At 62.9% G+C, this 14,760-nt stretch carries 10 protein-coding genes; 5 read left to right on the forward strand and 5 right to left on the reverse strand.

Annotated features, from left to right (window positions below; all coding sequences use genetic code 11):
* Position 1 precedes the first annotated feature (1 nt).
* From BM275_RS05155 to coxB, 3 genes are read right to left on the reverse strand one after another with little or no spacing between them, the layout of a single operon-like run.
* Entirely contained in the window at positions 2-361 is a 360-nt protein-coding gene (locus BM275_RS05155; protein ID WP_090519705.1) for a hypothetical protein, read from the reverse strand.
* The gene (gene ctaD, locus BM275_RS05160) at positions 361-2,889 is read right to left on the reverse strand and encodes a cytochrome c oxidase subunit I (RefSeq protein ID WP_090519706.1); all 2,529 of its coding nucleotides are present in this window, start codon (positions 2,887-2,889) and stop codon (positions 361-363) included. Before ctaD ends, BM275_RS05155 begins: the two co-directional genes overlap by 1 nt.
* Complete coding sequence (coxB, locus tag BM275_RS05165) at positions 2,886-3,776, reverse strand: cytochrome c oxidase subunit II (RefSeq protein WP_090519708.1); 891 nt, start codon at positions 3,774-3,776, stop codon at positions 2,886-2,888. The genes ctaD and coxB overlap by 4 nt, the downstream gene beginning before the upstream one ends.
* Before the next feature lie 147 nt (positions 3,777-3,923).
* Here coxB and BM275_RS05170 point away from each other — a divergent pair, with 147 nt between their 5' ends.
* A complete protein-coding gene (locus BM275_RS05170; protein ID WP_090519710.1) occupies positions 3,924-4,400 on the forward strand; it encodes a DUF2231 domain-containing protein in 477 nt (158 codons plus the stop codon).
* Between the two features lie 121 nt (positions 4,401-4,521).
* On the opposite strand, the gene BM275_RS05175 is transcribed toward BM275_RS05170, so the two are convergent.
* Positions 4,522-4,935 carry a CopD family protein gene (locus tag BM275_RS05175; RefSeq protein ID WP_090519712.1) on the reverse strand — a complete coding sequence of 138 codons (414 nt, stop codon included), beginning with the start codon at positions 4,933-4,935 and terminating at the stop codon, positions 4,522-4,524.
* A gap of 121 nt (positions 4,936-5,056) precedes the next feature.
* Positions 5,057-5,908 (reverse strand): ion transporter, encoded by an 852-nt coding sequence (locus BM275_RS05180; RefSeq protein WP_090519715.1) that lies wholly within the window; start codon positions 5,906-5,908, stop codon positions 5,057-5,059.
* A 189-nt stretch (positions 5,909-6,097) separates the two neighbouring features.
* On the opposite strand from BM275_RS05180, the gene moaA reads away from it, so the two are divergent.
* The 4 genes from moaA (at position 6,098) to ligA (ending at position 14,461) form a co-directional block, all read left to right on the forward strand.
* Entirely contained in the window at positions 6,098-7,093 is a 996-nt protein-coding gene (gene moaA / locus BM275_RS05185) for a GTP 3',8-cyclase MoaA (RefSeq protein ID WP_090519717.1), read from the forward strand.
* Positions 7,094-7,298: 205 nt separating this feature from the next.
* Positions 7,299-10,787 (forward strand): chromosome segregation protein SMC, encoded by a 3,489-nt coding sequence (gene smc / locus BM275_RS05190; protein ID WP_090519720.1) that lies wholly within the window; start codon positions 7,299-7,301, stop codon positions 10,785-10,787.
* 181 nt (positions 10,788-10,968) lie between these two features.
* Positions 10,969-11,790 (forward strand): cell division protein ZipA, encoded by an 822-nt coding sequence (zipA, locus tag BM275_RS05195; RefSeq protein ID WP_044315813.1) that lies wholly within the window; start codon positions 10,969-10,971, stop codon positions 11,788-11,790.
* A gap of 304 nt (positions 11,791-12,094) precedes the next feature.
* A complete protein-coding gene (ligA, locus tag BM275_RS05200; protein ID WP_090519723.1) occupies positions 12,095-14,461 on the forward strand; it encodes an NAD-dependent DNA ligase LigA in 2,367 nt (788 codons plus the stop codon).
* Positions 14,462-14,760 lie beyond the last annotated feature (299 nt).

The raw sequence follows: 14,760 nt of genomic DNA on the forward strand, positions 1-14,760 counted from the left end.
ATTACAGGCATGGCGGAATCTGCAGCAGCGGAATGCCGACGAACAGGGTGGCCAGCGCGGCAATGAAGTGAATACCGGCAGCCAGCTTGGTGACGAACTGCTGCCGCTCGTTCAACTCATGCGGTGGTCGCGACAGGCGCCAGAAGTAACGCGCTAGCCAGAGCAACAGCGTCAGGGTAAGCAGGGTCAGCACGCCGAGGCTGCCGTTCAGCCAGTTCCACACGCCGTCCGCGGGGTCCGGTGGGCTTACCTTGCAGATCACCGCCTGGCCACCGTACATCGCGACAAACCACAGGCTCCAGATGATCAGGCCGATCGGGATCTGCACCGGGTGAAAGGGTGACGTGCGTGCATAGGCCATCAGGCACCTCCCCAGGTCGCCGGGAACAACACGATCGCCGCATAGCTGACCCACAGCACACCCAGGTTGTAGTACCAGAGCTGCTCGACCACGATGGGCTCGTATGGCGCCTTGTCGCCCACGTAACCGAGGGCTACCCGCCACGCCTGCAGTCCGGTCAGTACGGCTGCCAGCGTGCAGTGAATCAGGTTGTACGCCAGCATCACGAAGATCACTGCATCGTGGGCGGTTTCGGTCGGCGCCAGGCCGGCCGACAGCATCAGCCAGAGCAGCAGCGCCGATTGAATGAAGGCGACGATCGCCAACACGGCAAGTTGCCCCATCAGCCCGCAATGCATACCGGCGCGCAGACGCTTGATCAGCTGGTGCAGCCAGAGCGTGCCGGCACTCAGTAACACGGTGCTGGCCAGCATCAACCAACCGTTCAGGTCGCTGTCCGGCACCTGCCATTGCGGCGACACGGTCCACAGATAGAACCAGCCGAACAGCAGCGACAGGTACAGCGCGCCATTGGCCAGCAGCGTCACGCCCATGCCCCACAGGCCCGGGCCGTCAAACGTGCGTGAGTGCAGCGGTGGTTCGCCGGGTTGGGTATGGGCGTCCGGCGCGGCAGCAGGATGGGCGCCGTTTTCCCAGGACCAGCGCAGCAGCACGATCAGCGTTGCCACGGTGGCGATGATCGCGAGGATGTAGGCCTTGTTCAGCAGGCTCAGGCAGAGCACGGCGAGGAACACCGAGGCAATGAACGGTAGCCAGCTATTGCCTGGCAGGTGGATGATCTCGCGGACCTTCCCCGTCAGCGGGTCGCTGCCCCAGGTCTCCCGCCGACCATGATCGATCACCGTCAACGCATGCTCACCGCGGGCGATACTGTCGGGCAGGTCCGGGTCTTTCCACAACGGATGGCGCTCCGTCACGTCGGGCAGGCTGACGAAGTTGTAGGCGCTGGGCGGCAGGCTGGTGGCCCATTCCAGCGTATCGGCCTTCCAGGGATTCTTCGGCGCCGGGATGCCGAAGCGGAAGTGCAGGATGATGTCCAGCAGGATGGTGGCGACGCCTGCGGCCATGATGAAGCTGCCGATCGACGACACCAGGTTGGGCATGTCCCAGCCGAGGCCGGTGTCATAGGTGTAGACGCGCCGAGGCATGCCGATCAGGCCCGTCCAGTGCATGATCATGAAGGTCACGTTGAAGCCGATGAAGAACAGCCAGAAACCCCAGCGGCCGAGCTTTTCCGAGGGCATGCGCCCGGAGAAGTGCGGCAGCCAGTAGTACAGACCGGCCATTAGCGGGAACAACATGCCGCCCACCAGTACGTAGTGCATGTGCGCGACGACGAAATGGGTGTCGTGTACCTGCCAGTCGAACGGCACCAGCGCCAGCATTACCCCGGTCAGGCCGCCGGCGACGAAGACGATCAGAAAGCCCACCAGCCAGAGCATTGGCACCCTGTACACCGGCTTGCCGAGCCAGAGTGTCGCCAGCCAGGCGAAGATCTGCACGCCGGTGGGGATTGCCACCAGCATGCTCGCCGCCGAGAAGAACGCCGTGGCCAGCTGCGGAATGCCCACCGTGAACATGTGGTGCACCCATAGTCCGAAGCTGATGAAGCCGGTGGTCAGTACGCCCAGCACGACCCAGCGGTAGCCCACCAGCGGGCGCTGGCAGAACACTGGAATCAGCGTCGAGACGATGCCGGCGCCGGGCAGGAAGATGATGTACACCTCCGGGTGACCGAACAGCCAGAACAGGTGCTGCCAGAGCACCGGATCGCCACCGCGGGCGACATCGAAGAATGGCATGCCGGCCGCGCGTTCCAGTTCCAGCAGGATGGAGCCGAGGATCAGCGGCGGAAAACCGACCACGATCATCATCGCCATCACCAGGATGTACCAGGCGTACAGCGGCATCTTGTGCAGCGCCATGCCGTTGGTGCGGGTGCGCAGGATCGATACCACCAGCTCGACGCCGGCGGATACCGCGGAAATTTCGACGAAGGTGATGCCCAGCAGCCAGAAATCCGAGTTCACCCCGGGGGTATGTGCCGAGCTGGACAGCGGCGTGTACATGAACCAGCCGGCCTTGGGCGCGACGTCGAGAAAGATGCTCGACAGCAGGATCAGCCCGCCGAACAGGTAGCAGTAGTAGCCCAGGGCGGAAAGGCGTGGGAAAACCAGGTCGCGGGCGCCGATCATCTTCGGGATCAGGTAGACCGCCAACCCCTCCATCATCGGCACCGCGAAGAGGAACATCATCACCGTGCCGTGCATGGTGAAGACCTGGTTGTAGACGTCCGGCTCCATCAGCTCGTAGCCGGGGAGGGCGAGCTGCGTGCGGATCAGCATCGCCAGCAGGCCGCCGACGAGGAAGAAGAAGGCTCCGGTGACCAGAAAGCGCAGACCGATGCTGGTGTGGTTGACGATGGTCAGCGCACGCCAGCCACGGGGGTTGCCCCAGACCTCGTTGAACTGGTCCTGCAACTGGTCGAGATCGGTGGCGGGCGCGCCATTCTTCGGGGTCGGTGTCATGGAGCGAGTGTCTCCAGCCAGTCGGCAAGCTGGCCGAGGGTTTCATCGGAAATGTCGTCGTGCCGCGGCATGGCGTTGCCGTGCTTGAGGCTCTGGTGATCGCTCAGCCAGCGGCGCAGGCCGTCCGCATCGTTGGCGATCACGCCGGCGCCGAGGGTCGGACGGGTGGCGAGATCGCTCAGGTCCGGTGCGCGATTGCCCTCGCTGACGCCCGTGACGCGGTGGCATTGCCCGCAGCGCTCAGCGAAGACGCGACCGGCATCGCCGCTGGGTGGCTGGTGCTGCAGCTCACGGCGGGCCTTGATCCAGCTGGCAAAAGCGTCAGCTTCCAGCGCCTCCACGTGCAGAATCATGTGCGCATGCTGGCTGCCGCAGAACTCCGAGCATTGCCCGCGGAAAATTCCGGTCTGCGAGGCCTGCACGCGCAGGGTGTTGGTCCGGCCGGGAACCATGTCCAGCTTGCCGCCCAGGCGTGGCACCCAGAACGAGTGGATCACGTCGGCGCTGGTGACCTCGACGTCCACCGGGCGATCGACCGGCAGGATGAATTGGTTGGCCGTCACCACCCCGCTTTCCGGGTAGCGCACCTCCCACCACCATTGGTGGCCGATAACCTGGATGCGCAGCGGTTGCTCGCCTTCGACTGGCAACGGCAGCATGCCGCGCCCGGTGGGAATGCCGAACGCCAGCAGGGCGATGATGGTGACGGTGGGCAGGATCAGGCCGCCGCCGATGATCCAGCGACGATTGATCCGTTTGGCTTCTTCGGCGGTGTGCGTTCGCGGGCGGCGCAGCATCGCGTAGATCCACAGCGCGCTCACTACCAGCAGCACCACCACGGAAAAGCCGAACATCGCCCACCAGACGTTCGCCACGTCGCGGGCCATCGGGCCAGCTGGTGAAAGCGCCGATTGCGGACCGTCGCAGGCCGCGAGTAAAGGAACTGCCAGCGCCAGCGTGGTCCATTTGAAAGGGTTGCCGCCTCGTCTCGACCACAGGGCGACCCGTTTCACTTCAGTGCCTGGGAGGGCCGGATGGCCACAGAACGCGAGTCGATCAACAGTAACGCCGCCATTGCCGGCCATCCGCTGCACCCGATGATGATTCACTTCCCCGTCGCGGCGTTGATCGGCCTGGTGCCGGCGGATCTCGCCTTCCTGTGGACGCTTGACGAATTCTGGTGGCGCGCTGGCCTCTGGCTTTCCGGTGTGGGTGCGATCGGCGGCTGGATCGCCAGCGTCGCCGGCGTGATTGATCTGGTCACCGTGCAGCAGATTCGCCGCAAGGTGACCGCGTGGTGCCATGCGATCCTGGCGGTGATGATGCTTTCCCTGGCCTCGCTGAACTGGCTGTTGCGCTACCAGGGCATGGATCGCGGTGACGGCGATGCCATGTGGGGTCTCTACCTGTCGCTGCTGACCGCCGTGCTGATCTCGCTGGCGGCCTTTCTCGGCGGGCGCCTGGTCTACGAGCACGCGGTTGGTGTGGACATTGAAGGTGATGGGCCGTAAGCGCGAGTCGCGACGGATCGAGTCGTCTCCTGGCGACCTGCCGGGCTGCGCCGCGCAATGGCGCTGAGGGTATACGAATCGGGCCGGAGAGTCGGTCATGCGAGGCGGTCGTTCCTTGAGGTCAGAAGGGCTTGGCCAGCACCAGCCACAGAGTCAGGGCGATCAGCACGGGCACCATCACGCCCAAGGTGATGCACTGGTATGTGACGCCACGCTCCGGCTCGCGTTCGATGCGCAGGACGAGAACGCCGCACAGCGCATGACAAAGCGCCATCGCCGTCACTACCGTGAGCTTCATGATCAACCAGCCGGCCAGCGTGCCGTCGCGCAGGAACAGAGCCGTGCCGGAGCCGATCGCCAGCAGCGCAGCCGGGGTGCTGATGAGGGTAAAGGCCATGCGGGTGAGGTGTGCATGGTCACGGTAGAAGAGCTGATCGCTACGCTTGGTGCCCGCCGCGATCAGCGCCGGGAGATAGAGCAGCGAGCCGCACCAGCAGAGCAGGGCGGCGAAGTGCAGCAGTTTGAGCAAGGGCATGCCGGTCTCCATCCTGCCTGACGCGAGTCTGAGGATGTGACAGCCCTGCTTCAGGGCAGTTCGTCGTGCCGTTGGTGCGGCATCGGGGTGGAGACCCAGCCCGCGCGACGGTTGGCTCGTGTCAGTCGCGCGCCTCGCCGTCGCGCCGCTCGAACAGTTGGCTGCCGCAGCGGCTGCAGAAGGCCGCATTGGGCTCGTGGGTGAGCTTGTCGCAGGTCGGGCAGCTGTGGCGCAGGCTGTCCTGGCGCATGGCGTTGGCCAGTTCGGCGGTGAAGATGCCGGTCGGCACGGCGATGATCGAATAACCAGTGATCATCACCATCGTCGCCAGCGCCTTGCCCAACGGCGTATGCGGAACGATATCGCCGAAGCCGACCGTGGTCAGCGTGACCACCGCCCAGTAGATGCTTATCGGAATGCTGGTGAAGCCATTGCTTGGCCCTTCGATCACATACATCAGCGTGCCGTAAACGATGATCAGGGTGGTTACGCTGACGAGGAAGACGATGATCTTTTGCCGGCTGCCCTGCAGCGCCACCAGCAGGAAATTCGCCTGGCTTAGGTAGGGCGTGAGCTTGAGTACACGGAAAATCCGCAGCATGCGGACGATGCGTACCACCAGCAGGTACTGCGCATCGGGTAGCAGCAGGGCGATGAAGGCCGGCAGCACCGAGAGCAGGTCCACCGCGCCGTAGAAGCTGAAGATGTATTTGCGTGGCTCGGGGTGGGTGTAGATGCGCACCAGGTACTCCAGGGCGAATATCGTGGTGAATCCCCATTCCAGAGTGGTCAGCAGCTCGCCGTGGCGCTCATTGAAGGAGGCGATGCTGTCGAACATCACCACGACCAGACTGGCGAGGATAATCACCAGCAGCCAGGTATCGAAGCGTTTTCCCGCTGGGGTATTGGTGAAAAAGATGATGACGTATAGCCGTTCGCGCCAGCTCATCGCTTTCAAGGAGTCGTTATCCATTCGCCGTGGTCTCTCGCATGGTTGCAGGTCGAGCGGGTTGCCTGCCAAAGCGGCTCATTAAAGCATTGCGACCGTGATGCTGCATGCCCGGCGGTGGCGCGGACCGCTCGCCGTTGGTAACGTCACTTTGCCTGATTCGCGCTTAGCGCATAGTCTGAATACAGGCGCAACCAGCAGTTGGAGAGTTCCATGCCCGATTCCCAGTTGGTCGACCCGTTCGGCCGGCGCATCACCTACCTGAGGTTATCGGTAACCGATCGCTGCGATTTTCGCTGCACCTACTGCATGAGCGAAGACATGGTCTTCGCTCCCCGCGCGCAGATACTTACCCTCGAAGAGCTCTATGCCGTGGCCGATGCCTTCATCAGTCTCGGTGTCAAACGCATTCGCGTGACCGGCGGCGAGCCGTTGGTGCGCAAGGGTGTGACCGGCCTGCTGGCGCAACTGGGCGCGCGCAGCGAGCTCGAAGACCTGGCCATCACCACCAACGGTTCACAGCTGCCAAGTCTGGCGCCGTCGCTGCGTGATGCCGGCGTGAAGCGCCTGAACATCAGCCTCGACTCGCTCAAGCGCGACCGCTTCGCCGAACTGACTCGCCGTGACCGCCTCGATCAGGTACTGGCAGGCATCGAGGCGGCACGCGCTGCTGGCTTCAAGCGGATCAAGCTCAACAGCGTGGTGCAGAAGGGGCGCAACGACGACGAGATTCTCGATCTGGTGGAGTTCGCCATTGAGCGCGGCCTGGATATCAGCTTCATCGAGGAGATGCCGCTGGGTAGCGTGTCCAGTCATCAACGCCAGATCACCTTCTGTTCCAGCGACGAAGTGCGTGAGCGAATCGAGGCGCGGCATACCCTGGTACGCAGCAGTCATGCCACCGGCGGCCCGTCGCGTTACTGGCAGGTAGCGGGCAGCGAAACACAGGTCGGCTTCATTTCGCCCCACAGCAACAACTTCTGCGGCAGTTGCAACCGCGTCCGCGTGACTGCCGAAGGCAAGCTGGTGCTATGCCTCGGCCACGAGGGTGCGCTGGATCTGAAAAGCCTGATGCGCCGGCATCCGGGCGATGGCGAACGCCTGCGCAATGCGCTGGTGGACGCACTGCAACTCAAGCCGGAGAAACATCACTTCCGCACTGATGAGCAGGTTCAGGTGGTGCGCTTCATGAGCATGACGGGCGGCTGACGAATCGTCTTTCCAGCCCGAGCGCCGCTTGCAGTTCCGATGCCTTACCTGCCACACCGTTCTGTGCGCGGCCACGCTGCGAGCGGAGCCAGGCTGCGTGATAAACTCCCTGGCTTCTTGCCAGTACCCATTCGATGCCAGGATTTCCGATGTTCACGGCGACCCCGCTTGTTCGTTCCCACGCTGACTGCCACGGATAGGCCGCATGCGACTGAAAAGCATCAAACTCGCCGGCTTCAAATCCTTCGTCGATCCCACCACGGTCAGCTTTCCGAGCAACATGGCGGCGGTGGTCGGGCCGAACGGCTGCGGCAAATCCAACATCATCGACGCCGTGCGCTGGGTAATGGGCGAAAGCTCGGCTAAGAACCTGCGTGGCGAGTCGATGACGGACGTCATCTTCAATGGCTCGAACACGCGCAAGCCGGTAACCCAGGCGAGCATCGAGCTAATCTTCGATAACTCCGACGGCACGCTGACCGGTGAGTACGCAGCCTTCGCCGAAATTTCCATCCGCCGCCGCGTCACCCGCGACTCGCAGAACACCTACTTTCTCAACGGCGTGAAGTGCCGGCGCCGCGATATCACCGATATCTTCCTCGGCACCGGGCTGGGGCCGCGCAGTTACTCGATCATCGAGCAGGGCATGATCTCCAAACTGATCGAGGCCAAGCCCGAGGACCTTCGCAACTTCATCGAGGAAGCGGCCGGCATCTCCAAGTACAAGGAGCGCCGGCGCGAAACCGAGAACCGTATTCGTCGGACGCACGAGAACCTGGCTCGCCTGACCGACCTGCGCGAAGAGCTGGAACGCCAGCTCGAACGTCTGCACCGTCAGGCGCAGTCGGCGGAGAAGTATCAGGAATACAAGGCCGAAGAGCGTCAGCTCAAGGCGCAGCTGTCGGCACTGCGCTGGCAGGCCTTGAACGAGCAGGTCGGCCAGCGCGAGCAGGTCATCGGCGATCAGGAAGTCGCCTTCGAAGCGCTGGTCGCCGAGCAGCGCAACGCCGATGCGAGCATCGAACGCCTGCGTGACGGCCACCACGAGCTGTCCGAGCGCTTCAACCAGGTGCAGGGTCGCTTCTATTCGGTTGGCGGCGATATCGCCCGGGTCGAGCAAAGCATCCAGCACGGCCAGCAGCGCCTGCGTCAGTTGCAGGACGATCTGCGCGAGGCGGAGCAGGCGCGTCTGGAGACCGAATCACACCTCGGTCACGACCGCACGCTGCTGGCCACGCTCGGCGAGGAATTGGCGATGCTCGAGCCTGAGCAGGAACTCTCCGGCGCCGCCGCGGAGGAATCTGCCGTCCAGCTGGAAGAGGCGGAGTCGGCCATGCAGAGCTGGCAGGAACAATGGGAACGCTTCAATCAGCTCAGCGCTGAGCCACGCCGCGTGGCTGAGGTCCAGCAGTCGCGCATCCAGCAGCTGGAGCAGAGTCTGGAACGGTTGGCCGAACGTCAACGTCGGCTGGATGACGAACGTGCGCTGCTGGTTACCGATCCTGAAGATGTGGCGATTCTCGAGCTGGGCGAGCAGCTTGCCGCCAGTGAGCTCGATCTCGAAGCGCTCGCCGCGGCTGGCGATGCGCTCAATGAACGCCTGGAGCAATTGCGTGAAGCGTTGCAGCAGGCGACCCAGACGCAGCAGCAGGCGCAGGGTGATCTGCAGCGTCTGAATGGCCGCATCGCCTCGCTGGAGGCGCTGCAGCAGGCGGCGATGGACCCCGGCAAAGGCGTCGGCGAGTGGCTGCGTGAGCAAGGGTTGGAAAAGCGCCCGCGCCTCGCCGAAGGGCTGCGTGTCGAGCCCGGTTGGGAAGTGGCGGTGGAAACCGTGTTGGGCGCCGATCTGCATGCCGTGCTGCTGGATGATTTTGCGGCGATCGAGTTCGAGGGCTTCGAACAGGGCGACCTGCGGCTGGTCAGTCCTGCAAATGGCGGTGCGCGCCGCGCTGGTAGCTTGCTCGATCTGGTCGAGTCCGCTCTGGATTTGTCGCCCTGGCTGGGCAACGTGCGTCCGGTCGATTCGCTGGAGCAGGCGCTGGCCGCGCGCTCGGGTCTCAACGACGGCGAAAGTCTGGTAAGCCGCGACGGCTACTGGGTCGGTCGGCATTTTCTGCGGGTGCGGCGCGCCAGCGAGGCCGAATCTGGTGTGCTCGCCCGCGGGCAGGAACTGGAGCGGTTACAGGCAGAGCGCGAAGAGCGTGAAACCGCCCTGGCGGCAGTTGAAGAGCGCATCGCTGAGTTGCGTAGCGATCAGGCCCGTCTCGAAGACGAGCGCGAGCAGCAGCGTCGTCGGCAGCAGGAGGAAGCTCGCAGCCATAGCGATCTCAAGGCGCAGCTATCTGCCGGGCAAGCGCGCCTCGAGCAGTTGTCGCTGCGCCGCCAGCGTCTGGATGAAGAGCTTTCCGAGCAGAACGAACAGCGCGAGATCGAGACCGAACAGCTTGGCGAGGCGCGTCTGCAACTACAGGACGCGCTGGATGCGATGGCCCATGACACCGAGCAGCGCGAGACATTGCTGGCCAGTCGCGACGGCATTCGCGAGCGGCTCGATCGCATTCGCCAAGATGCCCGTCAGCACAAGGACCAGGCGCATCAGCTGGCGTTGCGGGTCGGTTCACTCAAGGCGCAGTACGAGTCCACCCGGCAGGCGCTGGAGCGATTGGAGCAACAGTTCGAACGTGCCATCGAGCGCCGCGAGCAGCTGACGCTGAACCTGGAGGAGGGCGAGGCACCGCTGGAAGAACTGCGCATGAAGCTCGAAGAGCTGCTGGAGCGGCGCATGGGTGTCGAAGACGAACTCAAGCATGCGCGACTGGCCTTGGAAGACGCCGACCGCGAGCTGCGTGATGCCGAAAAACGCCGCACTCAGGCCGAGCAGCAAGCGCAGCTGCTACGTGGGCAGCTGGAGCAGCAAAGGCTGGATTGGCAAGGGCTGAGCGTCCGCCGCAAGGCTTTGCAGGATCAGCTGCAGGAGGACGGCTACGATCTGCATGGCGTGCTTGGCACGCTCCCTGCCGATGCAGACGAGCCGCGTTGGGAGGCGGAGCTGGAGCGCCTTGGCCAGCGCATTCAGCGCCTGGGCCCGATCAACCTCGCGGCGATCGATGAGTACCAGCAGCAATCGGAACGCAAACGTTACCTCGATGCGCAGAACGATGATCTGGTCGAGGCGCTGGATACGCTGGAAAACGTCATCAGCAAGATCGACCGGGAAACTCGCAACCGCTTCAAAGAGACCTTCGATCAGATCAACGGTGGCCTACAGGCGCTTTTCCCGAAAGTGTTCGGCGGCGGCAATGCCTATCTGGAACTTACCGGAGAAGATTTACTCGATACCGGGGTGGCGATCATGGCGCGCCCGCCCGGAAAGAAGAACAGCACCATTCACCTGCTTTCCGGTGGCGAAAAGGCGTTGACGGCGCTGGCGCTGGTTTTTGCCATCTTCCAGCTCAATCCCGCGCCGTTCTGCATGCTCGATGAAGTTGACGCACCGCTGGATGATGCGAACGTCGGTCGATACGCGCGCTTGGTGAAGGAGATGTCGGAGAAAGTGCAATTCATCTACATCACCCACAACAAGATCGCCATGGAAATGGCCGATCAGCTGATGGGTGTGACCATGCATGAGCCGGGCTGCTCACGCCTGGTGACGGTCGACGTCGAGCAGGCCGTTGCACTCGTCGAAGCCTAGGATTAAGCCGCGTGTTTGAGCATTTTTGATACAAGGAACGCTATAAAAAGAGAACTACCGCACGGTGCAAAGTTACCGTTCGTCGTGCTAGCTTAGAGCACAATTTTTGCGATGCGCTTGAAGCAGTCCCAAGTGACTGTTCGTTGCGTCTTTATCATCGAATTCAGAGGTTAAAGCATTAATGGATATCGGTCTGCGCGAGTGGCTGATCGTCATCGGCATCATTGTCATTGCCGGCATTCTGTTCGACGGCTGGCGTCGCATGCGCGGTGGCAAGGGCAAGCTGAAATTCAAGCTGGACCGCAGCCTCTCCAACCTTCCCGATGCCGACGATTCTCCGGAGCTTCTAGGCCCGGCGCGTGTGGTTAATCGCGATCAAGAGCCTTCTCTGGATGAGGGCGACATGCCGACGGTGAGCGCGCGCGAGTCCGGCAAGAAGCGCCGGCAGAACGAACCCTTTCAGGGCGACCTCCAGCTCAACAGCGACGAGCCTGTACCGACGCTGCTCGATCCGGTTGTTGGTGATGACGAGGAAGGGAAAGACCAGCCGCAGAAGGAACTGGCGCCCGTCGAGGAAGTACTCGTTATCAACGTCATTTGCCGTGATCCTCACGGTTTCCGTGGTCCGGCGCTGCTGCAGAACATTCTCGAGAGTGGCCTGCGCTTCGGCGAAATGGACATCTTCCATCGCCACGAAAGCATGGCCGGCAATGGCGAGGTGCTGTTCTCCATGGCCAATGCCGTCAAGCCTGGTACTTTCGATCTGGACGACATCGATCACTTCACCACGCCGGCCGTGAGCTTCTTCCTCGGTCTGCCCGGCCCACGCCATCCGAAGCAGGCCTTCGATGTCATGGTTGCTGCGGCGCGCAAGCTGTCCCAGGAGCTCAACGGCGAGTTGAAGGATGACCAGCGCAGCGTTCTCACCGCCCAGACCATCGAGCACTACCGCCAGCGCATCGTCGAGTTCGAACGCCGGCAGATGACCATCAAGCAGCGTTGAGTGATATTTGCACCGGGCCTTGCGCCCGGTGTTGTGTGTTAGCAGACGTGGCTTGCTCGCGCCGTCTCATGCTCATGTCTCCAGTGCAGCCATTCCATTGACGGGCGCGCTCCGCCTCTGTCCATCAGTGAGCAGTTTGATTCGGGATGGCTGAGGCCGTCCCGCTGCGCTTCCAGCCTCCGACTAGCCAAAGCCGCGAACCTGCCTTCGATTGCGCATTCGGCTAGAATCCGACGCCTCACTATCAACCAAGGCGCGCTGATGCGGTCTGAATCAGCACAGCCCCAGTCACGGCTCCGTCCCTATGCCTTCCGCCCAAACCGCCGCCGAGCGCATCGCCGAACTGCGCAGCGAAATTGACGCCCACAACTACCGCTACTACGTGCTCGACGAACCCAGCGTTCCCGACGCCGAGTACGACCGTCTGTTCAATGAGCTCAAGGCGCTCGAGGCGGAGCACCCGGAGCTGGTGACACCCGAGTCGCCAACCCAGCGGGTCGGTGGCGCGGCGCTGGCGGCGTTCGGTCAGGTGCGCCACGAAGTACCGATGCTGAGCCTGGGCAACGCCTTCGATGAGCAGGATCTGCTCGATTTCGACCGCCGCGTGCGCGAAGGGCTGGATCTGCCGGCGGGCGACCTGTTCGGCGATGGCGCTGTGGTCGAGTACAGCTGCGAACCCAAACTGGATGGTCTGGCGGTCAGCCTGCTTTATGAGAACGGTCATCTGGTGCGCGGCGCCACCCGGGGCGATGGCAGCACGGGTGAGGACATCAGCGCCAACGTGCGCACCGTACGCAACATTCCATTGAAGCTGCATGGCAGTGGCTGGCCTGCGGTACTCGAGGTGCGCGGCGAGATCTACATGCCGAAGGCCGGCTTCGAAGCGCTCAACGCGCGACAGCTGGAAAGCGGCGGCAAACCCTTCGCCAATCCTCGCAACGCCGCTGCTGGAAGCCTGCGTCAGTTGGATTCGAAGATAACCGCCAGCCGTCCGCTGGAGCTCTGTGCCTACGGCGTCGGTCGCAGTGACGGTGATCTACCGGGCACTCACATCGGCATCCTCGAAGCGCTTAAAACGTGGGGCCTGCCTATCAGTCGCGAGCTCAAGCTGGCGAAGGGCGTGCAGGAGTGCCGCGACTACTATCACGCGATTGGCGAAAAGCGCGACGCGCTGCCTTACGAAATCGACGGCGTCGTGTTCAAGGTCAATTCCACCGCGCAGCAGCGCGAGCTGGGCTTCCGTGCGCGGGAACCGCGATGGGCCATCGCGCACAAGTTTCCGGCTCGCGAAGAAGTGACCGAGCTGCTGGACGTGGAGTTTCAGGTGGGGCGCACCGGCGCCATTACGCCGGTCGCGCGGCTGAAGCCCGTGCAGGTCGCCGGCGTGACGGTTTCGAACGCCACGCTGCATAACATGGATGAGGTCGCGCGGCTGGGCGTGATGATCGGCGATACGGTTATTGTTCGCCGCGCCGGCGACGTTATTCCGCAGATTCTTGGCGTCATCCCTGAGCGTCGCCCCGAGAACGCACGCCACGTCCAAGTGCCTGAGCATTGCCCGGTCTGTGGCTCGGATGTTGAACGCACCCAATTGATCAAGCGCAGCAAGGGGAGGGAGTCGGTCAGCGAAGGCTCCATCTATCGTTGCGTCGGCCGCCTGGCCTGTCAGGCGCAGCTCAAGCAGGCGATCATCCATTTCGTCTCCCGCAGGGCCATGGACATCGACGGCCTCGGCGACAAGATCGTCGAGCAACTGGTCGATACCGGATTGGTCAGCTCGCCGGCCGATCTCTACTCACTGAGCTTTGAACAGGTACTGGCGCTGGAAGGCTTCGCCGAAGTATCGAGCCGCAACCTGCTCAAATCCATCGACGCCAGCCGCAGACCGTCGTTGGCGCGCTTCATCTATGCGCTGGGTATACCAGACGTCGGCGAGGGCACTGCGAAGCTGCTCGCGCGTGCGCTAGGTTCACTCGATCGCATTAGCCGGGCTTTGCCAGACGTGCTGGTTTACCTGCCTGATATCGGATTGGAGGTCGCGCACGAAATCCATAGCTTTTTCGAAGATGACCATAACCAGCTCGTCATCAAGCAGCTGCGCGAGCGTGGCGTGCAGCTGCAGGAGGAAGGTGACGTTCATCCTGAGTTTGCCGCCTGCGCAACCTTGGCCGAGCTGCTCGACAAGCTGAACATTCCCTTCATCGCCACCACCGGTGCCCAACGCCTCGCCGACCGTTTCGCCAGTCTTGAAGGCATTATCGAAGCTGACTGGCTGGATCTGCGTCAGGTCGAGCGCCTCAACGAAAAGGCCGCTCGTGCATTACGCGACTATTTCGACGACCCGGCCAACGCCGAGCGCGCCCGTGCCATCGAGGCCCAGCTGCACGAGTTCGGCATGCACTGGCAAAGCGAACGGAAAACGGCGGAAGGGCTTCCCTTGGCAGGCCAGACCTGGGTACTCACCGGCACGCTGGAAAGCATGAGCCGCGATGAGGCCAAAGCGAGGCTGGAGGCGTTAGGCGCCAAGGTTTCGGGTTCCGTTTCAGCCAAGACGAGCGTAGTGGTAGCTGGACCAGGAGCTGGATCGAAGCTGGCAAAGGCTAATGAGCTGGGCTTGGCGGTTAACGACGAGGATGCCTTTCTGGAACGGCTTGCTGAACTTGAGCATTAACTCAAAGATCAGCTAGTCAGCTTCGCACCGAAGGCGAGTCACCTAGCCCAAGTCACGGGCGGCTACGGCCCGCTTCTCGTGGGAGGTGCGTCCCGCGGCGAAATGGCCTTTCCAGGCAGTGCAAAGCAAAGCAAAGCAAAGCTTCGCGCAGAGGACAGCCCTTCTACAACAGCAGCGGCTGACTCCAGCCCTGTGGGAGGGCGCGCCCTCGTGGTGAAAAGGGCTTCCAGGCCACTCCTGAAGCAAACACTCCCGCACTGGCCTGTCACTCACCTCGCCACCTTCTATTCAAACATTAA

The organism is Stutzerimonas kunmingensis (genome assembly GCF_900114065.1).
In the GTDB taxonomy this organism is placed as follows: domain Bacteria; phylum Pseudomonadota; class Gammaproteobacteria; order Pseudomonadales; family Pseudomonadaceae; genus Stutzerimonas; species Stutzerimonas kunmingensis.